The 23,476-nt window shown below is 70.0% G+C and carries 24 protein-coding genes; 9 read left to right on the top strand and 15 right to left on the bottom strand.

The annotated features are described in order from the left end of the window. Position 1 precedes the first annotated feature (1 nt). From OCU_RS39630 to hisD, 6 genes are all read right to left on the bottom strand, one after another. The gene (locus OCU_RS39630) at positions 2-802 is read right to left on the bottom strand and encodes an inositol monophosphatase family protein (protein WP_008257765.1); all 801 of its coding nucleotides are present in this window, start codon (positions 800-802) and stop codon (positions 2-4) included. A gap of 7 nt (positions 803-809) precedes the next feature. Beyond that, a complete protein-coding gene (gene priA / locus OCU_RS39635) occupies positions 810-1,553 on the bottom strand; it encodes a bifunctional 1-(5-phosphoribosyl)-5-((5-phosphoribosylamino)methylideneamino)imidazole-4-carboxamide isomerase/phosphoribosylanthranilate isomerase PriA (protein ID WP_008257766.1) in 744 nt (247 codons plus the stop codon). A gap of 82 nt (positions 1,554-1,635) precedes the next feature. Then, positions 1,636-2,256 carry an imidazole glycerol phosphate synthase subunit HisH gene (gene hisH / locus OCU_RS39640; protein WP_008257767.1) on the bottom strand — a complete coding sequence of 207 codons (621 nt, stop codon included), beginning with the start codon at positions 2,254-2,256 and terminating at the stop codon, positions 1,636-1,638. After that, positions 2,253-2,885 carry an imidazoleglycerol-phosphate dehydratase HisB gene (gene hisB, locus OCU_RS39645; RefSeq protein ID WP_009954934.1) on the bottom strand — a complete coding sequence of 211 codons (633 nt, stop codon included), beginning with the start codon at positions 2,883-2,885 and terminating at the stop codon, positions 2,253-2,255. The genes hisH and hisB overlap by 4 nt, the downstream gene beginning before the upstream one ends. Next, complete coding sequence (locus OCU_RS39650; RefSeq protein ID WP_008257769.1) at positions 2,882-4,015, bottom strand: histidinol-phosphate transaminase; 1,134 nt, start codon at positions 4,013-4,015, stop codon at positions 2,882-2,884. Before OCU_RS39650 ends, hisB begins: the two co-directional genes overlap by 4 nt. Continuing rightward, positions 4,012-5,415 carry a histidinol dehydrogenase gene (gene hisD, locus OCU_RS39655; RefSeq protein ID WP_008257770.1) on the bottom strand — a complete coding sequence of 468 codons (1,404 nt, stop codon included), beginning with the start codon at positions 5,413-5,415 and terminating at the stop codon, positions 4,012-4,014. The genes OCU_RS39650 and hisD overlap by 4 nt, the downstream gene beginning before the upstream one ends. Positions 5,416-5,523: 108 nt before the next feature. Between hisD and OCU_RS39660 the strand changes: the two genes are divergently transcribed. Further along, positions 5,524-5,937 (top strand): nitroreductase family deazaflavin-dependent oxidoreductase, encoded by a 414-nt coding sequence (locus OCU_RS39660; RefSeq protein ID WP_014380362.1) that lies wholly within the window; start codon positions 5,524-5,526, stop codon positions 5,935-5,937. 127 nt (positions 5,938-6,064) lie between these two features. Here OCU_RS39660 and nadC read toward each other — a convergent pair whose 3' ends face one another. The 3 genes from nadC to nadA are packed head-to-tail and all read right to left on the bottom strand — an operon-like array spanning position 6,065 to position 9,548. Then, positions 6,065-6,925: a carboxylating nicotinate-nucleotide diphosphorylase gene (gene nadC, locus OCU_RS39665; RefSeq protein ID WP_009954930.1), complete on the bottom strand. Its 861-nt coding sequence runs from the start codon at positions 6,923-6,925 to the stop codon at positions 6,065-6,067. After that, a complete protein-coding gene (locus OCU_RS39670) occupies positions 6,922-8,502 on the bottom strand; it encodes an L-aspartate oxidase (protein WP_014380363.1) in 1,581 nt (526 codons plus the stop codon). Before OCU_RS39670 ends, nadC begins: the two co-directional genes overlap by 4 nt. Next, positions 8,499-9,548, bottom strand: a complete 1,050-nt coding sequence (nadA, locus tag OCU_RS39675) for a quinolinate synthase NadA (protein WP_008257783.1) — start codon at positions 9,546-9,548, stop codon at positions 8,499-8,501. The genes OCU_RS39670 and nadA overlap by 4 nt, the downstream gene beginning before the upstream one ends. Before the next feature lie 45 nt (positions 9,549-9,593). Between nadA and OCU_RS39680 the strand changes: the two genes are divergently transcribed. Both OCU_RS39680 and OCU_RS39685 read left to right on the top strand, forming a co-directional pair. Next, complete coding sequence (locus tag OCU_RS39680; RefSeq protein WP_014942362.1) at positions 9,594-10,319, top strand: NUDIX hydrolase; 726 nt, start codon at positions 9,594-9,596, stop codon at positions 10,317-10,319. 163 nt (positions 10,320-10,482) lie between these two features. Further along, positions 10,483-11,814, top strand: coding sequence for a lipase family protein (locus OCU_RS39685; protein WP_014380365.1), 1,332 nt, complete (start codon positions 10,483-10,485; stop codon positions 11,812-11,814). Here the strand turns inward: OCU_RS39685 and OCU_RS39690 are convergent. Genes OCU_RS39690 through bioB form a run of 3 tightly spaced genes read right to left on the bottom strand, consistent with a single transcriptional unit; the run spans position 11,809 to position 13,766 of the window. Then, a complete protein-coding gene (locus tag OCU_RS39690) occupies positions 11,809-12,474 on the bottom strand; it encodes a DUF2567 domain-containing protein (protein ID WP_009954671.1) in 666 nt (221 codons plus the stop codon). The genes OCU_RS39685 and OCU_RS39690 overlap by 6 nt on opposite strands. Continuing rightward, the gene (gene bsaP / locus OCU_RS39695) at positions 12,471-12,698 is read right to left on the bottom strand and encodes a biotin synthase auxiliary protein BsaP (RefSeq protein WP_008257787.1); all 228 of its coding nucleotides are present in this window, start codon (positions 12,696-12,698) and stop codon (positions 12,471-12,473) included. Before bsaP ends, OCU_RS39690 begins: the two co-directional genes overlap by 4 nt. A 30-nt stretch (positions 12,699-12,728) precedes the next feature. After that, positions 12,729-13,766 carry a biotin synthase BioB gene (bioB, locus tag OCU_RS39700; RefSeq protein ID WP_009954669.1) on the bottom strand — a complete coding sequence of 346 codons (1,038 nt, stop codon included), beginning with the start codon at positions 13,764-13,766 and terminating at the stop codon, positions 12,729-12,731. Between the two features lie 134 nt (positions 13,767-13,900). On the opposite strand from bioB, the gene OCU_RS39705 reads away from it, so the two are divergent. The 6 genes from OCU_RS39705 to OCU_RS39730 all read left to right on the top strand — a co-directional run bounded on the left by OCU_RS39705 (position 13,901) and on the right by OCU_RS39730 (position 21,437). Beyond that, positions 13,901-14,101, top strand: a complete 201-nt coding sequence (locus OCU_RS39705) for a hypothetical protein (RefSeq protein WP_009954668.1) — start codon at positions 13,901-13,903, stop codon at positions 14,099-14,101. A 113-nt stretch (positions 14,102-14,214) separates the two neighbouring features. After that, positions 14,215-16,047, top strand: coding sequence for a hypothetical protein (locus OCU_RS39710; RefSeq protein ID WP_014382779.1), 1,833 nt, complete (start codon positions 14,215-14,217; stop codon positions 16,045-16,047). Between the two features lie 4 nt (positions 16,048-16,051). Continuing rightward, positions 16,052-16,414: a hypothetical protein gene (locus OCU_RS39715; RefSeq protein ID WP_009954667.1), complete on the top strand. Its 363-nt coding sequence runs from the start codon at positions 16,052-16,054 to the stop codon at positions 16,412-16,414. After that, positions 16,411-17,775, top strand: coding sequence for a hypothetical protein (locus OCU_RS39720; protein ID WP_009954665.1), 1,365 nt, complete (start codon positions 16,411-16,413; stop codon positions 17,773-17,775). Before OCU_RS39715 ends, OCU_RS39720 begins: the two co-directional genes overlap by 4 nt. A 51-nt stretch (positions 17,776-17,826) precedes the next feature. Next, positions 17,827-20,010 (top strand): adenylate/guanylate cyclase domain-containing protein, encoded by a 2,184-nt coding sequence (locus tag OCU_RS39725; RefSeq protein WP_014380366.1) that lies wholly within the window; start codon positions 17,827-17,829, stop codon positions 20,008-20,010. 11 nt (positions 20,011-20,021) lie between these two features. Further along, positions 20,022-21,437 (top strand): mechanosensitive ion channel family protein, encoded by a 1,416-nt coding sequence (locus OCU_RS39730; RefSeq protein ID WP_225337390.1) that lies wholly within the window; start codon positions 20,022-20,024, stop codon positions 21,435-21,437. Between the two features lie 66 nt (positions 21,438-21,503). Here OCU_RS39730 and OCU_RS39735 read toward each other — a convergent pair whose 3' ends face one another. The 3 genes from OCU_RS39735 to bioD all read right to left on the bottom strand — a co-directional run bounded on the left by OCU_RS39735 (position 21,504) and on the right by bioD (position 23,474). Then, positions 21,504-22,013 carry a methyltransferase family protein gene (locus OCU_RS39735; RefSeq protein WP_014380368.1) on the bottom strand — a complete coding sequence of 170 codons (510 nt, stop codon included), beginning with the start codon at positions 22,011-22,013 and terminating at the stop codon, positions 21,504-21,506. 271 nt (positions 22,014-22,284) lie between these two features. Beyond that, positions 22,285-22,794: a 2'-5' RNA ligase family protein gene (locus tag OCU_RS39740; protein ID WP_014380369.1), complete on the bottom strand. Its 510-nt coding sequence runs from the start codon at positions 22,792-22,794 to the stop codon at positions 22,285-22,287. Beyond that, positions 22,794-23,474: a dethiobiotin synthase gene (gene bioD, locus OCU_RS39745; protein ID WP_014380370.1), complete on the bottom strand. Its 681-nt coding sequence runs from the start codon at positions 23,472-23,474 to the stop codon at positions 22,794-22,796. The genes OCU_RS39740 and bioD overlap by 1 nt, the downstream gene beginning before the upstream one ends. Between the last annotated feature and the right edge of the window lie 2 nt (positions 23,475-23,476).

The following is a 23,476-nucleotide window of genomic DNA, read 5'->3' on the forward strand; positions in this document are numbered from 1 at the left end:
GTCAGTAGTCCTCCGGTCGGCCGGTGCTGCGCAAAAGGTCGAGGATCTCGGCGTGCGCGGCGGGGCCCGCCGCCAGCGCGGAATCCGACGCGGGGCTCCAGGGCTCGCCGGCCAGGTCGGTGACGACACCGCCGGCGGCCCGCACCAACGCGACCCCGGCGGCGTGGTCCCACACGTGGCCGCCGAAACTGATTGCCGCGCCCAGGATTCCGTCGGCAACGTAGGCGAGGTCGAGGCCGGTGGAACCGTGCATGCGCAACCGCGACGAGACCCGGCTGAGATTCTCCAGCACCGCGATCCGGTAGCGGCCCGGGAACCGGCCCCGGGCGTCCGCGCTGAACGATCCCGCGCCGACGAGGGCGTCGGACAGGTCGATGGCCGCCAGTGGCGGCTGCGGGATCCCGTTCTTGCGCAACGGTCCACCCGACACCGCGGTGTAGCGCTGGTCCATGAACGGCAACCAGGTCAGCCCGGCCACCGGGTCGCCGTGGTGCAGCAGCCCGAGCAGGATCCCGGCCATCGGTGACCCGGCCGCATAGTTGAAGGTGCCGTCGACGGGGTCGAGCACCCACACCCAGGGTGAATCGACGGCCGACCCGCCGAATTCCTCGCCGTGGACGCCGATTCCGGTCGCTTCGGTCAGCGCGGCGACCACCTGACGCTCGATCGCGAGGTCCACGTCGGTGGCGAAGTCGTTGCCCTTCTTGCGCACCGCGGAGTCGGCTCGGTGACCGGCGAGGAAGGGTTCGGTGGCGTCGTCGAGGATTGCCGATGCCGTCTCGACCAACGCGTCCAAGTCCATGCCGCTGTTACTCTCCGACCGCGGCCAGCGCCTGCGGCAGCGTGAATCGCCCGGCGTAGAGGGCCTTGCCGACGATGGCGCCCTCGACGCCGCGGCCGGTCAGGGTGGCGATGGCGCGCAGGTCGTCCAGGCTGGACACCCCGCCCGACGCGATCACCGGGACGTCGGTGCGGTCGGCGACGGCCGCCAGCAGCTCCAGGTTGGGGCCGCCCAGCGTGCCGTCCTTGGTGACGTCGGTGACCACGAACCGCGAACACCCTTCGCGGTCAAGGCGTTCCAGCACCTCCCACAGGTCACCGCCATCGGTCTCCCAGCCGCGTCCCCGCAGCCGGTGGGTGCCGCCCGGATGGGTTTTGTCGATCTGGACGTCGAGCCCCACGGCGACCTTGTCCCCGTGCTCGCCGATCGCCCGCGCGCACCACTGCGGGTTCTCCAGCGCCGCCGTGCCCAGGTTGACCCGGGCGCAGCCGGTGGCCAACGCCGCCGCCAGCGAGTCGTCGTCGCGGATCCCCCCGGAGAGCTCCACCTGCACGTCGAGCTTGCCGACCACCTCGGCGAGCAGTTCACGGTTGGAGCCGCGCCCGAACGCCGCGTCCAGATCGACCAGATGGATCCATTCGGCGCCGTCGCGTTGCCAAGTCAGCGCGGCGTCGAGCGCCGAGCCGTATTCGGTTTCACTGCCCGCCTTGCCCTGCACCAGACGCACGGCGCGGCCGTCGACCACGTCGACCGCGGGCAACAAGATCAACACGCTTTCTCCTTCACGCCGAGACTGCAACTGGCTACGGGTCCCCTCGGCGTTTGTGTCGTGGAATACAGTTTCGCGGAAGCCATCACAGTGCCTGAACCCAGTTGCTCAAGACGGCCGCGCCGGCATCTCCGCTTTTCTCCGGGTGAAACTGGGTGGCCGACAACGGCCCTTCCTCGACCGCGGCCAGGAAAGGCCCCTCGTGGGTGGCCCAGGTCAGCACCGCATCGGGCGATCCCTCCCACTGCTGGGCGGCGTAGGAGTGCACGAAGTAGAACCGGGTGTCCGCGTCGAGCCCCTTGAACAGGACGCTGCCGGGCCCGGAATCGACGACGTTCCAACCCATGTGCGGGATCACCGGCGCCTGCAGCCGCGTCACGTATCCCGGCCACTGCCCGCACCCTTCGGTCTCCACGCTGAACTCGACGCCGCGGGCGAACAGGATCTGCATCCCGACGCACACGCCCAGCACCGGACGCCCGGCCGCGACCCGATCGGCGATGATGCGGTCGCCGTTGATCGTGCGCAGCCCCGTCATGCAGGCCTCGTACGCGCCGACGCCGGGCACCACCAGCCCGTCGGCCGCGGCCGCGGCTCCGGCGTCGGCGGTCACCTCGACCGACGCACCGACCCGCTCGAGGGCGCGCTGAGCCGACCGCAGGTTGCCCGAGCCGTAATCGAGGACAACAACCGATTTCTTTGTCACAGAACACCTTTGGTGGACGGCACGCCCGACACCCGGGGGTCGGGCTCGACCGCCTGGCGCAGCGCGCGGGCCACGGCCTTGTACTCGGCCTCGGTGATGTGGTGCGGGTCGCGCCCATACAGAACGCGGACGTGCAGCGCGATCCGCGCGTTCATGGCGAGCGACTCGAACACGTGCCGGTTGATGACGGTGTGATAGGGCACCGAATTGCCGGCGATCGTGGTGTGCTGCAGGTGATCCGGCTCCCCGCTGTGCACACAGTAGGGCCGGCCGGACACGTCGACCGCCGCGTGGGCCAGCGTCTCGTCCATCGGGATGAAGGCGTCCCCGAACCGGCGGATGCCCCTCTTGTCGCCCAGGGCCTGGCCGAGCGCCTGCCCCAGCGCGATGGCGGTGTCCTCGATGGTGTGATGGCCCTCGATCTCGACGTCACCCTTGGTGCGCACCGTCAGGTCGAAGCTGGCGTGACTGCCCAGCGCGGTGAGCATGTGGTCGTAGAACGGCACCCCGGTGTCGACGTCGACCTGGCCGGTGCCGTCGAGGTCGAGCTCGATGACGATGTCGGATTCCTTGGTGCGGCGCTCGACGCGCGCACGGCGGGCGGCTTTTTCGGTGTTGACGGCGGTCATGGCGCTCCTACGTTGACGGGGGCCGGCTCGGTGGCGGCGATCTGGGCGCTGGCCCGCAGGAAGGCGTCGTTCTCCTCGACCAGGCCGGTGGTGACCCGTAGATAGCCGGGGATTCCGACGTCGCGGATCAGGACGCCGGCATCCAGATAGCGCTGCCAGGTGGCCGGCGCGTCGGCGAACTCCCCGAACAGCACGAAGTTGGCGTCGCTGGGGATCACCCGAAAACCCAGGCGGGTCAACGCCGCCCCCACGCGTTCGCGCTCGGCGATGAGCGCCGCGACGCTGCCCAGCGTGTCGTCGGCGTGCCGCAGCGCGGCGCGCGCGGCGGCTTGGGTGACCGACGACAGGTGATACGGCAGCCGCACCAGCAGCATCGCGTCGATCACCGCCGGCGTGGCGATCAGATAGCCGAGCCGTCCCCCGGCGAAGGCGAACGCCTTGCTCATGGTGCGCGAGACGATGAGCTTGGTCGGATACTCCCCCACCAGCGCCACCGCGCTGGGCTCCGACGAGAATTCGCCGTAGGCCTCGTCGACGATCAGGATGCCGGGCACCACGTCGAGCAGCCGCCGCAGATCCGGCAGCGAAACACTCTGCCCGGACGGGTTGTTCGGGCTGGCGACGAACACCACGTCGGGTTGGCGGTCGGTGATGGCGGCGACGGCGGCCTCGACGTCCAGGCTGAAGTCGTCGGCCCGGGCGGCCTGCAACCATTCGGTGCGGGTGCCGTCGGAGATGATCGGGTGCATCGAGTAGGAGGGAACGAACCCGATCGCCGTGCGCCCCGGGCCGCCGAACGCCTGCAGCAGTTGCTGCAGGATCTCGTTGGAACCGTTTGCCGCCCAGAGGTTTTCGACCCCGAGTGCAACGCCGGTCTGGGCGCTGAGGTATTCGGCCAGATCGGTCCGCAGGGCGACCGCGTCGCGGTCGGGGTAGCGGTGCAGGTCGGCGGCGGCGTCGGCGACCGAGCGCACCACGTCGTCCACCAGCGCCTTGCTGGGCGGGTGCGGGTTCTCGTTGGTGTTCAGCCGCACCGGGACCGCCAATTGCGGTGCGCCATAGGGCGACTTGCCACGCAGGTCGTCGCGCAGCGGCAGGTCGTCCAGTGTCGGTTGCCGCGGCCCGGTCATCGCTCGAACCTCCGCCGTACCGCCTCGCCGTGCGCCGGCAGGTCCTCGGCCTCGGCGAGCGTGATCACGTGCCCGGACACGTCTTTGAGCGCCGCCTCGGTGTAGTCGACGACGTGGATGCCGCGCAGGAAGGTCTGCACGGACAGGCCGCTGGAATGCCGCGCGCAGCCGGCGGTCGGCAGGACGTGATTGGATCCGGCGCAGTAGTCGCCGAGGCTCACCGGCGCATACGGGCCGACGAAAATGGCTCCCGCCGCGCGTATTCGCCCGGCCACGCTCGCCGCGTCGGCGGTCTGGATCTCCAGGTGTTCGGCGGCGTAGGCGTTGACGACCTTGACGCCGGCGTCCACGTCGTCGACGAGGATGATCGCCGACTGGCGCCCGCCCAGGGCGGCGGTCACCCGCTCGCGGTGCACGGTCGTCCGCAACTGGGCGGCCAGTTCCTTGTCGGTGGCCGCGGCCAGGTCCTCGCTGGGGGTCACCAGCACGCTCCCGGCCATTTCGTCGTGTTCGGCCTGGCTGATCATGTCGGCGGCCACGTGCGCGGGGTCGGCGGTGTTATCGGCCAGGATCGCGATCTCCGTCGGCCCGGCCTCGGCGTCGATGCCGACCCGCGAACGGCACAGCCGCTTGGCGGCGGTGACGTAGATGTTGCCCGGCCCGGTGATCATGTCGACGGGCGCCAACTCGGCGTCTGCCCCCGGCGACGATGCGGATCGTGCGCGATCCGAGGAGAAGCCGGGCCATTCGGCCCCGGTATCGGTGCCGCCGTAGGCCAGCAGCGCGACGGCCTGCGCGCCGCCGACGGCCCACACCTCGTCGACGCCCAGCAGCCGGGCCGCGGCCAGGATGGTCGGGTGCGGCAGGCCGCCGAACTGGGCCTGCGGCGGGCTGGCCACCACCAGCGAGGCGACGCCGGCGGCCTGCGCCGGCACCACGTTCATCACGACGCTGGACGGGTAGACGGCGTTGCCGCCGGGCACGTAGAGGCCCACCCGCTCGACCGGTACCCACCGCTCGGTGACCGTCGCGCCCGGGCCGAGCGTCGTCGTCACGTCGGTGCGGCGCTGGTCGGCGTGCACCGCGCGGGTGCGCTCGATCATCACGCGCAGGGCCTCGGCGACCGCCGCGTCGAGTTCGGCGAGGGCTTTCTCGAGCGCCTCCGCGGGCACCCGGACGGCCGGGGGCCGCACCCCGTCGAAGGACTCCCCGAATTCGAGGGCGGCCTCGGCGCCGCGCTCCGCGACGGCCTGCACGATCGGGCGCACCTTGGGCAGCACCGCCTCCACGTCGGCACCGCCACGCGGCAGCGCCGCCCGCAAACGGGCAGCCGTCAATTCCGCGCCCCGCAGGTCGATACGGGCCATCGGCGACGGTCGGATGGTGCTCACGGTGTCCATTGTCCCAGAGGAACTCAAATCGATATCCGACCGGTAGTGTGCCGGTGAAGAGGCCATGCCCCGCGCTGAAATGACGCTGAGACGATAGAGCCGACCCAGGGAGCCGCCATGTCCGCCAAGGATCACCCCAACAACGCCCCCGGCGTCCCGATGGTCTTCCCGCCCTGGTTCGAGCGCTTCCAGATCAAGTACTTCAACCCGGCGGTCAAGCCGATCGTGCGCTACCTGCCCGGCACCGCGACGATCAAGCACCGTGGCCGTACCTCCGGCAAGCCCTACGAGACCATCGTGACCACGTACCGCAAGGGCAACACCTTGGCCATCGCGCTGGGCCACGGCAAGACGAACTGGGTGAAGAACGTGCTGGCCGCGGGCGAGGCGGACGTGGAGTTGAGCCGCAACCGCGTGCTGCACCTCATCAACCCGCGGATCCTGCCCGCCGGCTCCGACGGCGACGGGCTGCCCGCGTTGGCGCGCATGCAGCTGCGCCGGATCGGGGTTTTCGTCGCCGACATCGTCTGAGACCGGGGCGCGCCGACTTTGAGTGTGCGCCAGTGGCTTTCAGTGTGCGGCCACGGCGCCGACACGCCGAAGAATCGCGCCGACGATTCAGACTCAACGCCCAGGTTTCACACCCGATGCGGCCGCGCTACATATCGAGGCCGATGTCGAGCACCCGCACCGAATGCGTCAGCGCGCCGACGGCCAGATAGTCCACGCCGGTCGCGGCGTAGGCGGCGGCGTTTTCCAGGCTGAGGCCGCCGGAGGACTCGAGCAGGACGGCCGGCGCGCGCGCATCCCGGCGTTGCACCGCCATCTGCGTCTGCCACACCGGGAAGTTGTCCAGCAAGATCAGCTCGGGCTTTTCGGGCAGCACCTCGTCGAGCTGCTCGAGTGAATCCACTTCCACCTCACACGGCACGTCCGGCGCCGCGTCGCGGACCGCGCGCAGCGCCTCGACCACCGAGCCCGCCGCCACCACGTGGTTGTCCTTGATCAGCGCGGCATCGCCGAGCCCGAGGCGGTGGTTGACGCCCCCGCCGACGCGCACCGCATATTTCTGCAACACCCGCAGGCCCGGCAGGGTTTTGCGGGTGTCACGGACCTTGGCCTTGGTGCCGTCCACGGCGGCCACCCAGTGCGCGGTGGTGGTGGCGATCCCCGACAGGTGGCAGATGAGGTTCAGCATGGTCCGCTCGGCGGTCAGCAGGCCGCGGGTTTCGGCCCGCACCGTCAGCACGGGCTGGCCCGCCTGCAGCTGGGCGCCGTCCTCGACGCGGTCGACGACCTGGTAGCCGCGGGCGCCGAGCACCTCGTCGAGCACCAGCAGCGCGATGTCGATGCCGGCGATCACGCCGGGCTGCCGGGGCACCATGGACGCGGTGGCCACCGCGTCGGCGGGCACCGTCGCCAGCGTGGTGACGTCGGGCCCGTAGCGCAGGTCCTCGACCAGGCCGCGCCGGATGGTTTCGCGCGCGGCGGTGAGTTCGCAGTCGGACATCGAGGTCATACGACCGCCGCCAAGGCCTCCACCAGCACCGAGTTCTGGTCGTCGGCCAGTCGCAGCACGTTGCTGCGCGCCTGCTCGGCCACGGTCTGCGGGTGTTCCTCGCGGTGGTGGCAGCCCCGGGTTTCGGTGCGGGCCAGGGCCGCGGCCGTCACCGCGCGGGCGGTGACGGCCAGCGCGACGTCCTCGAAGTCGCGACGACCCGCGACGGCGCGCACCTTGGCCCGCGACAGCGTGGTGGACAACCGGGTCAGCCCGGCGGCGTCGCGCACCACCGACGCGTCGCGGCTCATCGCGCGCTGCAGCTCGGCGCGCTCGGGCGCGGTGTGCGCGACGGGCTCGGGTGCGACCGCCCGGGCGGGCCCGGCCGCCGCGGCGTGCGCGGCCGCCGCCCTGCCGGCGCGGCCGCCCACCACCAAACCTTCCAACAGGCTGTTGGACGCCAACCGGTTGGCGCCGTGCAGGCCGGTACGGGCGACCTCACCGGCGGCGAACAACCCGGGCAGCTCGGTTTGGCCGCACACGTCGGTGACGATGCCCCCGCAGCTGTAATGCGCCCCGGGCACAACGGGAATGGGTTGACGGACGGGGTCGACGCCGGCGGCCCGGCAGGCGGCCGTCACCGTCGGGAACCGGTTTGCGAAGTCCCCGATGTGGCGGGCGTCGAGGAAGACGCACGGGTCACCGGTGGCCTTCATCCGCGCGTCGATGGCCGCGGCGACGACATCGCGGGGGGCCAGGTCGCCCATCGGATGAACACCGGCGGTTACCGAATCCCCTTGCCGGTCAATCAGTCTGGCGCCCTCGCCGCGGATGGCCTCGGTGACCAGCGGGCGCCGCCCGCCGGCGGCCCCGGGCGCGAAGAGCATCGTGGGGTGGAACTGGATGAACTCGAGATCGCTGACCGCGACGCCGGCCCACAGGCCCAACGCGATTCCGTCGCCGGTGGATCCCTCCGGGTTGGTGGTCGCGCCGTACAGATGCCCGAGCCCGCCGCTGGCAATGATCACCGAGGGCGCGCCGATGATTCCGTATCCCTGCGGGTTGCCCACCAGGACGCCGGTCACGGCCGCGCCGTCGTGCAGCACGCGCAGGGCCACGTGCCCGGTGCGGATGTCCAGCGTGCGCGCGGCGTGGTCGAGTGCGCGCTGCACCTCGGCGCCGGTGGCGTCACCCCCGGCATGCACGATGCGCCGCCGCGAGTGCCCGCCTTCGCGCGTCAGCGCCCACTGGCCGGGCGCGGATTCGTCGAATCGTGCTCCGTCGCCGACCAATTCGGTCACGGCCGCGTACCCGTCGGCGACGATCGAGTAGACCGCCTGCGGATCGCACAGGCCCGCCCCGGCGACCACGGTGTCGGCGACGTGCGCCTCGACCGAGTCGTCGTTGTCGGGCAGGACGACCGCGATGCCGCCCTGCGCGTAGTGGGTCGCCGTCGCGCCGCGCGCCTGATCGGCCTTGCTCAGCACGACGACGCGGCGCCCGGCGCGGTGGGCGGCCAGCGCGGCGGCCAATCCCGCGACACCGGTGCCGATCACGACGACGTCGGCGCTGTCAGTCCACTGGGGACGGGCGGTCATTCGCCACCGCCCGGCTGCCCGATCTCGATCATGCGCTGCACGCTGCGCCGGCCGGCGGCCGCGATGTCGGGGTCGACGTCGACTTCGTCGGCCCCCTCGACGAGGCAGCGCAGCAGGGCCGCCGGGGTGATCATCTTCATGAACTTGCAGGAGGCGCGGTCGTTGACGGCGCGGAAGTCGACCTGCGGCGCGGCCCGCCGCAGCTGATAGAGCATGCCGACCTCGGTGGCCACCAACACTTTTCGCGCGTTGGTCTGGGTCGCGGCGTCGAGCATGCCGCCGGTGGACAAGATCTTCACCCGGTCCGGGGGGAACGCGCCTTCGCCGGCGAGGTAGAGGGCCGATGTGGCACAACCACATTCGGGGTGCACGAACAGCTCGGCGTCGGGATTCGCGCGGGCCTGGTCGCCCAGTTCGTCGCCGTTGATCCCCGCGTGCACGTGGCATTCGCCGGCCCACACGTGCAAATTCTTGCGGCCGGTGACCCGGCGCACGTGGGCGCCGAGGAACTGATCCGGGCAGAACAGCACCTCGCGGTCGGGGTCGATGGACTCGACCACGTCGACCGCGTTGGACGATGTGCAGCAGATGTCGGTGAGCGCCTTGACCGCCGCCGTCGTGTTGACGTAGGAGACGACGACCGCGCCGGGGTGCTCGTCCTTCCACGCGCGTAACTCGTCGGCGGTGATCGAATCGGCCAGCGAGCAGCCGGCGCGCTGATCAGGGATGAGCACCGTCTTGTCGGGGCTGAGCATCTTGGCCGTCTCGGCCATGAAGTGCACGCCGCAGAACACGATGGTGTCCTCGGCCGCCTCGGCGGCGATCCGCGACAGAGCCAGCGAGTCGCCCACGTGGTCGGCGACGTCCTGGATCTCGGGCAGCTGGTAGTTGTGCGCGAGCACGGTGGCGCCGCGCAACTTAGCCAGTCGGCGAATCTCGGCGGCCCACTGCGCATCGGCGACCACGCCGGCGTAGCCGGTGGGCGAATTCGTGATGTCGGCAACCATGTCTTCGGCGAGCGTGTCCATGCGATTGATCACCGTCATGGGGGCTCCTTTCAGCCAGGAGGTTTTCGACTTATAATCGAAAACATGGCCCATCGTAGCACCGCCCACGAAGTGCTCGCGGTCGTGTTCCAGGTTCGCGAAGTCACCGACGGGGTTGCCAAGGGGCGACCGACGGCGAAACCGCAGCTGAACGTGCTGTTATGGCAGCGCGCCAAGGACCCGCAACGCGGCGCGTGGTCGCTGCCGGGCGGGCAGGTCCGCAACGACGAGGACATGATCACCTCGGTGCGCCGCCAGCTCGCCGAGAAGGTCGACCTCAAGGAACTGGCGCATCTGGAACAGCTCGCGGTGTTCTCCGACCCGCACCGGGTGCCGGGCGCCCGGGTGATCGCGTCCACCTTCCTGGGCCTGGTGCCCTCCCCCGCCAGCCCCGAGCTCCCGCCGGACACCCGCTGGCACCCGGTGAACCGCCTGCCACCGATGGCCTTCGACCACGCCCCGATGGTGGATCACGCCCGCACCCGGCTGAACGCCAAACTGTCCTACACCAACATCGGGTTCGCTTTGGCGCCAAGGGAATTCGCGCTCTCCACGCTGCGCGACATCTACGGAGCGGCGCTGGGGTATCAGGTCGACGCGACGAACCTGCAGCGGGTGCTGGCGCGGCGCGGCGTCATCACCGCGACCGGCACCATCGCGCAATCCGGCCGCAGCGGCGGGCGCCCGGCCGCGCTGTACCGGTTCACCGACGCCGCGTTGCGGGTCACCGACGAATTCGCCGCGCTCAGGCCGCCCGGGGTCCCCGGCTAGGCTTACCCGAACGCGTCGTTGTAGCGACGCGCCATCCGGTCGGCACCCGTGACGTGTCTGGCCCGCCCGCAGGTGACGAGAAGTCGCTCACAGCGCGGCGATGACGTTTTGGTTACCTGCCGTTCGTACGCGAGAATGCCGGGTGGCCACGAAGGGAGCCTCAATGGCTGAGCTCGGCAACCTGGCAGGCACGCATGGCGCGGAATGGATCGCCCGGCCGCCCCACGAGGAACTGCAGCCCAAGGTGCGTCCGCTGCTGCCCTCGGACGACCCGTTCTACCAGCCGCCGCTGGGATTCCAGCACGCCGAGCCCGGGACGGTGCTGCGCTCGCGCGACGTCGAGTTGGCCTTCCTCGGCCTGATCCCGCAGCCCATCAAGGCCGTCCAGCTGCTCTACCGGACCATGGACATGCACGGTCAGCCGGAGGCGACCGCGACGACGGTGATCGTCCCGACCGACCTCGCCCCCTGCCCGGTGCTGTCGTACCAGTGCGCGATCGACGCCGTGTCGTCGCGCTGCTTCCCGTCCTATGCGCTGCGCCGCCGGGCGAAGGCGTTCGGGGCGATCGGCCAGTTCGAGCTCTTCCTGATCGCCGCCGCCGTCGCCGAGGGCTGGGCCGTCTCCGTGCCCGACCACGAAGGCCTGCGCGGCTTGTGGGGGGCGCCGTATGAGCCCGGCTACCGGGTCCTGGACGGCATCCGGGCCGCGCTGGGCTCGGAGCGGCTCGGGCTGTCCAAGTCGGCCCCGATCGGGCTGTGGGGGTACTCCGGGGGCGGCCTGGCCAGCGCGTGGGCCGCCGAGGTGTGCGCCGAATACGCGCCGGAACTCGACATCGTGGGCGCGGTGCTCGGCTCGCCCGTCGGGGACCTGGGCAACACCTTCCGGCGGCTCAACGGCAGCTTCCTGTCGGGCTTGCCCGCGCTGGTGGTGGCCGCGCTCGCGCACATCTATCCCGATCTGGACCGGGTGATCAAGGAGCACGCCAACGAGGAGGGGCGCGCCCTGCTCGACTCGCTGGAGAAGATGACGACCGTCGGAGCCGTCGTCCGCATGGCCGGCAAGAACATGGGCGACTATCTCGACGAGCCGCTCGAGAAGATCCTGTCCACCCCGGAAGTCTCGTACGTCTTCGACCACATCAAGCTGGGCGCCGCGGTCCCGACGCCACCGGTGCTGATCGTGCAGGCCGTGCACGACTACCTGATCGACGTCCACGACATCGACGTGCTGGCCGACGCCTATTCGGCGGGCGGTGCGCGGGTCACCTACCACCGCGACGCGTTCAACGAACACATGATGCTGCACCCGCTGTCGGCGCCGATGACCTTGCGCTGGCTGACGGACCGCTTCGAGGGTCGCCCGCTGACCGAGCACCTGGTGCGAACCACCTGGCCGACGATGTTCAACCCGATGACCTACATCGGCATGGCCAGGCTGTTCAAGATCGCGGCCAAGGTGGTCACGGGCCGCAGGATTCGCCGCCGTCCGCTATGACACGGCCGCTTCCGCCGCGCCGCCCCCTCCCACGGGCAGCGCGGCGGAGGCCCGGCGCTCCGGGGGCAGCGCCCCCAGGTCGTCACGGGCGTCCGCGGCCACCCGCACGGCGTACACCAGCGCGGCGACGCCCACCGGCCACATCAGGCTGACCGCGATCTGCAGGGGACGGTCGGAGAAGAACACCGGCGGCGCCTGGGTGACGTAGGCGACGGACGGGCTCTTGCTCAGCGGCACCGCGTCGAAGTCCAAGGCGCCGTAGGCGAGCCGCACCAGCCCCGCCCCGACCGCGGCGGCCGCGGCGGCGGCGGTCAGCATGCCGACCGACAGGGCGACGACCATTCCCGGGCCGCGGTGCTGTTGCCATTGCCACGCCCACACGGACGCGACCACCGCCAGCACGGTCAACAGGCCCAGCATCAGGGCGGGGGCGACGAAGAAATGCTCGGACTCGTTGCCCAGATAGTCATGCACCCGCTCGCCGGAGCGGGTGAGCGCCACCACGGCGCGGATCGGCGGCGCGATCCACGCCCACAGCGCGCCGATCAGCAGACCGGTCACCGCCGAGCCAGCCGCGACGAGCACGAGCGCGCGCACCCGCGCCCGGCGGGTTACGGCGACGGGCGGGGCCGGGGCGTCCGGGTTGGCCTGCTCGCTCACCGTTGCGCCTCCAGGTCGGCGGAGTCGACCTCACCGTGGCGCGAGCAGCGCGCCCGCCACCCGTCGGGGCGGACCTGCACCACCATCCGGCGCCCGCACGCCGCGCAGAACCGGGGCGGCTCGAGGCCCAGCTGAGCCGCTGTCGGCACGGCGGTGCCCCCTAACTCGCCGGTGTAGACGTTGTAGACGCCGGCGCTGACCGCAGCACCCAGATCGCCAACCACAAGTGTCCAACCCTAGCCGCGGCGAGTCGCTTACAAACTGGCGTTGAGCCCCTTGAGGGGCATCTGCAGGTCGCCGAGCAATTCCAGGTCGGATTCGGCCGGACGGCCCAGCGTGGTCAGGTAGTTGCCGACGATCACGGCGTTGATGCCGCCCAGCATGCCCTTCTTGGCGCCGAGGTCGCCCAGGGTGATCTCGCGGCCGCCCGCGAAACGCAGCATGACGCGCGGCAGCGCCAGCCGGAACGCGCCGACGGACTTCAACGCCTCGCTGGCCGGCAGCACCTCCAGGTCGCCGAACGGCGTGCCCGGCCGGGGGTTGAAGAAGTTCAGCGGGACCTCGTCGGGTCCGAGTTCGGCGAGTTCGGCGGCGAATTCGGCGCGCTGCTCAAGGGATTCGCCCATGCCCAGGATCCCGCCGCAGCACACCTCCATGCCGGCGTCGCGCACCATCGACAGCGTCTCCCAGCGCTCCTCCCAGGAGTGGGTGGTCACGACGTTGGTGAAGTACGAGCGCGCGGTCTCGAGGTTGTGGTTGTAGCGGTGCACACCCATGGCCGCCAGCTGCTCCACCTGCTCGGCGGTCAGCATGCCCAGCGAGCAGGCGATGTTGATCTCGACCTCGTTGCGGATCGCCTCGATGCCCGCCGCGACCTGGGCCATCAACCGCTCGTCGGGACCGCGAACCGCGGCCACGATGCAGAACTCGGTGGCGCCGGACTTCGCGGTCTGCTTGGCCGCCTCGACCAGGCTGGGGATGTCGAGCCGGGCGCTGCGCACCGGCGATTCGAACAGGCCGGACTGCGCGCAGAAGTGACAGTCTTCGGGGCAGCCGCCGGTCTTGAGGCTGATGATGCCCTCGACCTCGACCTCGGGGCCACACCAGCGCATCCGCACCTCGTGGGCCAGCGCCAGCAGTTCGTCGAGCCGGTCGTCGGGCAGCCGCAGCACCTGCAGGACCTGGTCGCGGCTCAGGCCCTGGCCGTCCTCCAGCACCTGCTGCCGGGCCACCGCCAGGATGTCCTCGCCGTTGCCGGTTTCGGCCGTCGGTCGGGTTGCCGCTTGGGTCACCAGGTACTCCCTTGCCTCTTTCTCGTGTCCGCGCGTGGGGACACATCTGCCCCGTGGTGGTGGCAGCCGGAATGAAAAGGTGTTCAAAGTAGGGTAACGGCCGAAGAACTCCGCCTATCCCTGGGTATACGACCATGGTGACCCCGCACGTCGAATACCTGGCGCACCACTACCTGCTGTTGGCGGCGCCGGCATTCCTGCCTGCGGTGATCGTCGTCGCCGTCATCCTGTACATCGCGCTGCGCGACCGCCGCGAAGGCCGCAACGTCACGGGCGCCACCAAGGCCACCTCCGACGCGTCGAAACCCGACACGCCCGATCAAGAGCGTGATTGACGGGCGCCGGATCTGGGCATTAAACAAACAATCACGAACCTACTTGACAGTAATAAGCGGTTGACTTCAATCGGATCTTCCGGGGCAGCCCGGCGCGAGTGGGAGGCACGACGATGCGGCCGAATGAACTGACGATTGTTGCTGAGGCACCGGCGCGCGGTGCGGGGTTGGACCAGGTGATCGGGCTCTCGATCGCCGCGGTGGTGATCACGTTGCTGATGCTGTGGGTGGGCCACGCCCACCGCACGCACCGCATCACCTGGTTGGCCCGCCTCGCGGACAAGGTGGGCGAAAAATTCCACCGACCGAGCTGGGTCGCCCTGCCGGTGCTGGTGTTCACCACATCGATCATCTGCGCGCTGTTCGGCTTCATCTGGGACGTCAGCTGGCATATCGGCAACGGCCGCGACCCCGGCCCGCTGGCCAACCCGGCGCACTACTTCATCATCATCGGGCTGTTCGGCATCTTCCTCGGCGGGATGACGGCGGTCGTGCTGCCTTTCGAGCAGCCCGGCCCGGCGGCGGTGCGCATCACCCGGAACTGGCAGGCCCCCGTCGGCGGTGTGCTGATGGCCGGCTGCGGCCTGTACGCACTGATCGGGTTCCCGCTCGACGACATCTGGCACCGCATCTTCGGCCAGGACGTAACACTTTGGGGCCCAACGCATTTGATGATGATCGGCGGCGCCTGCTTCTCGCTGTTCGCGGTGCTGATGCTCGAGCGCGAGGGTGAGGCCCAACTGGGCGCCGACGTCCTGCACGGCGCGTTCATCACGTTCCTGCGCTACCTGTCGTTCGGCGGCATGTTCATCGGCTTGTCGGTCTATCAGATCGAATACGACTTCGGCGTCGAGCAATTCCGCCTCGTCCTGCAGCCCATGATGATCGCCGCCGCGGCGGCGCTGGCGGCGGTGGCCGCCCGCATCACCATGGGACGGGGTGCGGCCCTGATCGCGGCCGTCTTCGCCATCGCGCTGCGCGGTGGTGTGGCATTACTGGTCGGGCCGATCCTGGGGGCCCCGATCAACTGGTTCCCCCTGTATCTCGGCCCCGCGCTCGCGGTCGAGTTGATCGCGCTGACTCCGCTGATCAAGCGCCCCATCGCATTTGGCGCCGTCGCGGGCCTCGGTGTGGGGACCGTCGGGCTGTGGCTGGAGTCGCTGTGGATCGCGGCGGTATACCACTACCCGTGGCCGGTCGGCATGTGGGGCGAGGCGCTGGCCATGGCGGTGCCGGTCGCGGTGCTGATGGGCATGTGCGGCGCGCTGTTCGGCATGGTGCTCACCGGCCAGCGGCTCCCCGGCCGCGCCGCCGGCATCTCGGTGGTGGTGGTCACGGTGCTGGTGATCGGCGGCGCGGTGGCCAACGGCCTGCACATCGTCGTGCCGCGCCAGAACAACGCCGCCATCACGCTGACCGATCTGCCCGCGGCGCCCGGGCAGCGCATGGTCTCGGCCGACGTCCAACTGCAACCGTCCGACATGGTCGGCCGGCATCCGGAGTGGGTGACGATCCTGTCCTGGCAAGGCCGGATGGAGAACAATCGCGGTCTACAGATCGACGAGCTCGAGCAGGTGGGTCCCGGGCATTACCGGTCGACGCGCCCGCTTCCGGTGTGGGGCACGTGGAAGACGCTGTTGCGGGTTCAGGACGGCTACACGATGACCGCGGTGCCGATCTACGAACCGGCCGACGAGGCGATTCCGGCGCCCGAGGTTCCGGCGTTGCCGGCGATGAACCGCCCGTTCGTGCAGGAGATCACGATCCTGCAGCGCGAACGCGACCAGAACGCGCCGGTGTGGCTGTTCACCGCCGGCTCGATCGTGGTGCTGTTCATGACGCTGATGGTCATCGCCGGCCTGACGTGGGGTGCGGGGCGGCTCGGTAACGCCGTCACCGAGCCGGAGCCCGTCGAGGACAAGCAGCCCGCTCCCCGGGCGGCGTAGGGCGATGACGATTCGCGGCACTCTCCTCGCGGCGTGGGTGACGGCGCTGGTCTGCGGGCTGGTCGCCTGCGGCGGTTCCACCGACAAGTCACCGGCGGCTCCCCTGGTGATCGACGTGACCATCGCCCACGGTCAGGTGACCCCGACCAACGCCACACTGCAGGCCAAGGTGCGCCAGCAGATCACCCTGCACGTGACCAGCGACGTCACCGACGAGCTGCACGTGCACTCGACGCCCGATCACAAGTTCCAGGTCGCGGCGGCGCCCCACCAGACGTTTGACTTCGCCGTCGAGGTGCCCGGCAACGTCGCGGTGGAACTGCACCACCTCGACCGGACCATCGCCACCATCCAAGTGCAGCCGTGACCTCCGCCCACGCGGCGGTGGTGCTCGCGCATGGGCTCGGCGGGTCGGGCGACCTTCCGGTGCCGTACGCCTACGCGATGGTCGGGGCGGCATGGGCGCTGACGTTCACCTTCGCCCTGGTCGCTTTCGCCTGGCGACAACCGCGGTTCGATCCGCTGAAGCCGGGCAGGCCCTTGCCGGCGGCGCTGACGGCGTTCGTCGACGCCCGGGCGAGCCGCTGGGCGGCCGCGGCGCTGGCGCTGGTGTTCGCGCTGTGGGCGGTGTCGGCCGGGATCTGGGGCCCCCAATCGGAGACCAACGCGCTGCTCGGCGCGTTCTACGTGCTGCTGTGGGTCGGGCTGGTGGCCCTGTCGCTGGCCGTCGGGCCGGTGTGGCGGGTGATTTCGCCCATGCGCACGGTGTACCTGCTGCTGCGCCGCGTCACGCCGCGGCGGATCGGCCGGCCGCGGCGGTCCTACCCGGAAGGCTGGGGCTACCGTCCCGCCGCGGTCGGCCTGTTCGCGTTCGTCTGGATGGAACTGGCCAGCCCGAACTCGGCGTCGCTGCCCTGGATCAGGACGTGGATCGCCGCCTACGCCGTGCTGATGCTCGCCGGGGCCTGGCTGTGCGGGCAGCGCTGGCTGGCGCGCGCCGACCCGTTCGGCGTGTACAGCATGGCCGTCTCCCGGCTCTCACCGTTTCGCCGCAATCGGGAGACCGGGCGGATCGTCGTCGGCAACCCGCTCGACCATCTGCCGTCGCTGCCGGTGCGTCCGGGCGTCGTCGTGCTGCTGGCGGTGCTGCTCGGGTCCACCGCCTTCGACAGCTTCTCGTCGTCGCCGACCTGGCGCGGCTTCGCCGATCGGCTCACGCGAGACGTCGGCGTGTCCCCCACTTTAGCGTCGTCGGCGCTACGCACCGCCGGGCTGATCGTCTTCATTTCCGTTGTGGCGGTGACGTTTTCGTTGGCCGCGCGGGCCACCGGCGGCGTGGACCGCGAGCGGCGCCGCGCGCTGCCCGGCCAGATGGCGCATTCGCTGATCCCGATCGTGGTGGGCTACATCTTCGCGCACTACCTGTCGTATCTGGTGGAGCGCGGACAGCAGGCGGTGTTCGCGCTGGCCGACCCGTTCGGCCGCGGCTGGAACCTGTTCGGCCTGGCGCACTTACACGTGGCCTACGTGTTGTCCATGCATCCGCCGCTGCTGGCGGCGATCAAGGTGATTTGCGTGGTCACCGGGCACATCGTCGCGGTGATCGCCGCCCACGACAATGCCCTGCGACTGCTGCCCGCCGGCCATCAGCTCACCGGACAGCTGACCATGATGCTGGTGATGGTCGGCTACACCTTCACCGGTTTGTATCTGCTCTTCGGTGGGTAGGCGTTGCGGCGTGCGCTCCTCCGTAACGCGAACCCTGACCGAACTCGATTGATGACGGGGCGCTCGACCGAGCCGGTCCCCCCGGACGAGCAGAACCCGGCCCGGACGACGTGGCGTCGCCTACGAGCGCTGTCCCGATTCAGCATTCAGTCCAAGGTGATGCTGATGCTGCTGGTGGCCAGCCTGGCCTCGCTGGGAGTGATCGGAACAGTCGAATACGTCGCGGCGCGCAACGCGCTGTTGCCCGCGGCCTCCGAGCGGATGACCCAGATGCGCGCGGCGCAGAAACGGGCCATCGAGACCCTGTTCTCGGATCTGTCGGATTCGCTGGTCGTCTACAGCCACGGAACCACCGCGTTGGACGCGGTGCGCGAGTTCACCGCCGGCTTCGACCAACTGGCCAACGCTCCCGTCGACCCCGGGCAGCAACGTGCGCTGGTGGACTTCTACACCAAAAAGCTGATCGAACCGATCGAGCGCGACACCGGCAAGAAGCTGGCCCTCGACGCCGTGCTGCCGAGCAACAACGCACAGAAGTACCTGCAGGCGCACTACACCGTGGCGGCGAATCGGTCCTCCAATCAGACGGGCTCCACGCCCGACGACGCCGGCGACGGCAGCGCATGGTCGGCCGCCAATGCGCGCTTCAACGACTACTTTCGCGAGATCGCAACCCGATTCGAGTACCGGGACGCGCTGCTGCTCGACACCCGCGGCAACGTCGTCTACAGCGTGAAGAAATCCGCGTCCCTCGGTACCAACGTCCGCACCGGCCCGTATCGCCAATCCAACCTGCGCGACGCCTACGAGAAGGCGATGGCCGCCAACTCGGTGGACTTCGTGTGGATCACCGACTTCGCGCCCTATCAGGCTCAACTCGGTCAGCCCATCGCGTGGTTGACGGCACCGATCGGTCCACCCGGCAACGCGGCCGGGGTGCTGGCGCTGCCCCTGCCGATCGCCAAGGTGAATCGGATCATGACCGCCGACAAGCAGTGGAAGGCCGCGGGCATGGGCGACACCGCCGAAACGTATCTCGCCGGTCCGGACCACCTGATGCGCTCGGATTCGCGGCTGTTCCTCGAGGACCCCCAGCGATACAAACGGGATGCGGTCGCGGCCGGAACCCGGCCGGCCGCCGTCGACACGGCGATCAGGTGGGGCGGCACCACGCTGGTTCAGCCCGTGGCCACCGCGGCGGTGCGCGCCGCCGACCGCGGAGAGTCGGGAACCCTCACCGACACCAGCTATCTGGGCCGGCGCGAACTCACCGCCTACGCCCCGCTGTCCGTGCCCAATTCCGACCTGCACTGGTCGATCGTCGCGACCAGGGAAACCGCCGAGGCCAACGCCCGCGTCATGTCGCTCACCCAGACCCTCGTGATCACCACCACCGCAATGGTTTTCGTTATCTGTGTGGCGGCGCTGCTGGTCGCGCAGATCTTCGTGCGACCCATCCGCAGGTTGCAGGCCGGCGCCCAGGAGATCGGCGCCGGCAATTACGACGTCGCGATCCCGGTCACCTCCCACGATGAAATCGGGGAACTCACGGCCGCTTTCAACGAGATGAGCCGAAACCTGCAGATCAAGGAAGAGCTGCTGGGCGAACAACGCAAGGAAAACGACCGGCTGCTCGGGTCGTTGATGCCCGAGCCGGTGGCGCGGCGATACCGCGAGGGCGAACACACGATCGCCCAGGAGCACCAGGACGTCACCGTCATCTTCGCCGACCTCGTCGGCCTCGACGAGATCTCGGGCAGGCTTTCCGGGCGCGAATTGGTGGGCATCGTCGACGAGCTGATCCGCGAACTCGACTCGGCGGCCGAATCCCTTGGTATCGAGCCGATTCGCACGCTCCACAACGGCTACCTCGCCAGCTGCGGCCTGAACTTTCCCCGCCTGGACAGCGTCCACCGCACCGTCGAATTCGCTGTCGAGATGAAAGACATCATCGCGCGCTTCAACACCAGGACGGGCTACCACCTGGCGCTGCGGGCCGGCATCAACACCGGAAACGTCATCAGCGGACTGGTCGGGCGATCCAGCATCGTCTACGACATGTGGGGCGCTGCCGTCAACCTCGCGCATCAAACACGCAGCAGCACAACGCAAACGGGGATTTACGTCACCTCGAAGGTGTACGAGGTGATGCACGACATCCGTCAGTTCACGCCCGCGGGCACCATCACGGTCGGCGGCGTCGAGCAGCAGATCTGGAAGTTGTCGGAAGGGTAAGGGGCAGGGCCGTGACATCCTTGGACTCGTCGTCGCTGTACTGGGCCGCCGGTGTGGTCATCGGGCTGCCGCTGCTGCTGATCGCCCTCACCGAATGGCATCAGAGCCTGGTCCGCAAGGACAGCCCGCTGGCCCGGCCGGCGTTCCTGTTGCGCAGCTACCTGATCCCACTGGGCGCCCTGCTGGTGTTGCTGGTCAACGTGGCGCGGATGCCGGCGCAGTTCACCTCGGTTCGGGTCCTCGCGACGGTGTTCGGCTTCGTGGTGTTGGTGCTGCTGCTGTCCGGGCTCAACGCGACCGTGTTCGAGGGCGCGCCGCAAGGGACGTGGCGCCAGCGCATTCCGGGCATCTTCCTCGACGTGACCCGGTTCGTGCTGATCGGGGTCGGGCTGGCGGTCATTTTCTCCTACGTGTGGGGTGTCCGCGTCGGCGGCCTTTTCACCGCGCTGGGCGTGACCTCGGTGGTGATCGGGCTGATGCTGCAGAACTCCGTCGGCCAGATCGTGTCGGGGCTGTTCATGTTGTTCGAACAGCCATTCCGGATCGGCGACTGGCTGGACACCCCCGCGGCCCGGGGCCGCATCGTGGAGGCGAACTGGCGCTCCGTCCACATCCAGACCGGCCGTGGGCTACAGATCACCCCGAACTCGGTGCTGGCCACCACCTCGTTCACCAACCTCAGCCGCCCGCCCGGGGGCCACCAATTGGCAATCACCACAACGTTTTCCGAGGTCGACCCGCCCGACCGAGTGTGCGCATTGCTGGAACGGGTGGCCAACGCGCTGCCGCAGCGCAGGCCCAACGCCGTGGCAGCCGCGACGCCCGCCGGGGCCGCCGAGTACCTCCTCACCGTCGGGTTGAGGTCGCCCGCAGACGATTCCGCCGCGCAGGCGACGTTTCTGCGTTGGCTCTGGTACGCCGGGCGGCGCGAAGGCCTGCGCCTCGACGGCGCCGAGGACGACATCTCGACGCCCGAGCGCATCGAGAAGGCCTTGCGGACCGTGGTGGCCCCGGCGTTGCGGCTGAGCCAACCGGATCAGCAGTCGCTGGCGTCGCACGCCAGGATCGTTCGCTACGGTGCGAACGAGATCGTCGAGCACGCCGGCCGGGTTCCCGACAAGATGACGTTTCTGCTCGCGGGCGGTGTGCGATTGACCGCCACCGCCAGGGACGGAACGGCGGTCGCGGTCGGCGGGCTGGACGAGGGCTCGTTCCTGGGGGTGACCGCGCTGACCCGGCAGCCCAACCTGTCCGACGCGCAGGCGGTCGACGAAATCACCGCGCTGGAGATCGATCGCGACCACCTCGTCGAATTGGTGACCAGTAAGCCGCTGCTGCTGCAAGACCTGGGCCGCGCCATCGACGAGCGGCGCGCCAGGGTGCACGAGGCCATGGGGCAGGAGTTCGCACTGTCGGCCACCCCGTGAGCCGGGCGGCGCCGCAGCGCGACGAACGCTGATGTGCGGCCGGGGCGCCAGGCCCAGCGGGCGATGTCATCTTGGGCCGGGCGTCCACGGGCGCAGTCGCGGAAACCACGCGGGCACCGCCTGCCGATAGGCCTCGTAGTCGGTCCCGAATTGGCGCTGCAGGGTGGGTTCTTCGTACCAGCGCACGAACGAGGCCGTCACCGCCCACATCACCGCGGCGTAGATGGCCGTGCCGAGGCTGCCGAACAGCAGGGCCTGGCCGACGATGACCACCAGGAGGCCGACATACATCGGATTGCGGACATACCGGTTGAATGCACTGACGACGAGTCGTCTGGGCGCCGCGACGGGTGCTGGGGTGCCGCCCGCCTTGGCGAACTCCGCAAACGCCGACACCACCGGTACCAGGCCCACACAGATCAGCAGCACCCCGACCATTTGGGCGATCACCCAGTGTGGCAGCGGTTGATGGCAATGCCAGCCGGTGATCAGCCAGGGGATCAGTCCGGCGACGGTCCCCGGGGCGACGAGAAAAAACGCCGCGCTGCCTAGCGCCGCAGTCGTTGTACGCATCATGCTCCCTTCGCTCAGAGCCTGTAACTCGCGCGTTCCCAATGGTTTTCACGCCAGGTACGGCGACGGCGTCCCGCCGCGGGAAGTCGGGCGCCTTGATGACCCGGCGCGCGACCCGTCGTGAAACCTGGCACCGCATAACTCCCCGACTGCGGAGTTTCTCCGCGTCCAAGCTAACGACATCGGCGGAGATAAGTCAACGACCGTAGAATTTCTGTGCGATGCGCCGATGGGCGACCCTCCGCGCCCCGCCACACCGCGTTTGCGGTCGCCACTAACCGATCAGGTGCTCGGCCTTCTTGTTGCCGTCCCAGCGGCGCAAACCCGCGAAGCTGCCGTCGATCTGGGCGGGCCGGCCCGCGATGCGCAACGCGCGGCCGAGTTGGGCGCCACCGACCCGGCGGGCGATCGTGACGTGCGCGGTCCACTGACCGGGCAGGCTGTTGGGCATCGGGCCGGGCACCAGATGCGGGGCGCACAACTCGTGCACCCGGGCGTGCAGGGCCAGCAGCTCGCCCGTCGGCACCACAAGCCGCGCGAAAACGGCGCTGCCGCGGCCGAACAACACCGGCGCGCCGACGAGGCAGCCCAGCGGCAGCCGGTTGCTCAGCGGGGCCAGCAACGGGTCGACGTCGGCGGCGATGCCCTCGGCCACCGCCAGCGTCACGTGCGGGCGGCTGGCCGGCGCCTGGCTGGGAATTCCCGCCGCCGCCAACGCTTCCCAGATGTTTCGGATCGCGGCCTCGGTGTCGCGGTCGAAGGTCAGCTCGATGGAGTGGACCATCAGCCGGCCAGCGTGGCGACCCAGTCGCGGTCGAATGCGCCTGCGCACAGCGCCGCGAAGTCGGCCGCGTCCAGCGACGCCGCCCCCGCGGGCAGCGCGGCGCGCAGCGCGGCCAACCGGGCCAGCGCGGACCGGTTGGACGCCTCCACCACCCCGGGGCACCGGGGCCACGCCCCGATCACCAGCCCGGCGCACGAAACATTGTGTGCGGCAAGTGATTCCAGCGTGAGCGCGGTGTGGTTGAGGGTGCCCAGCGACGGGCTGACCACCACCAGCGCCGGGGCGCCGAGCGCGACGGCGAGATCGCGTGCGGTGACACCGTTTTCGCCGAGTTCGACCAGTAGGCCCCCGGCGCCCTCGACCAGCGTCAGCCGCCCCGGCCGGTCCAACTCCCCGATGAGTGCCAGTAGCTGCTCGCGGGTGGGCAGCGGCATCCCGGCCTGCTCGGCCGCGGCCACCGGCGCCAGCGGCTGCGGGTACCGGGCGAACCCGGCCAGCTCGGTCACCCCGGACAGCCGGCCCACCTCCGCGAGGTCGTCGTCGCCGTCATCGGTGCCGGTCTGGACCGGTTTGCACACCGCTACGTCGAGGCCGGCCCGGCGGGCGTGGCAGGCCAGCGCCGCGGTGACGACCGTCTTGCCGACCCCCGTGTCGGTGCCGGTGACGACCAGGACCGTCACCG

The organism is Mycobacterium intracellulare ATCC 13950 (genome assembly GCF_000277125.1).
GTDB classification, from domain to species: domain Bacteria; phylum Actinomycetota; class Actinomycetes; order Mycobacteriales; family Mycobacteriaceae; genus Mycobacterium; species Mycobacterium intracellulare.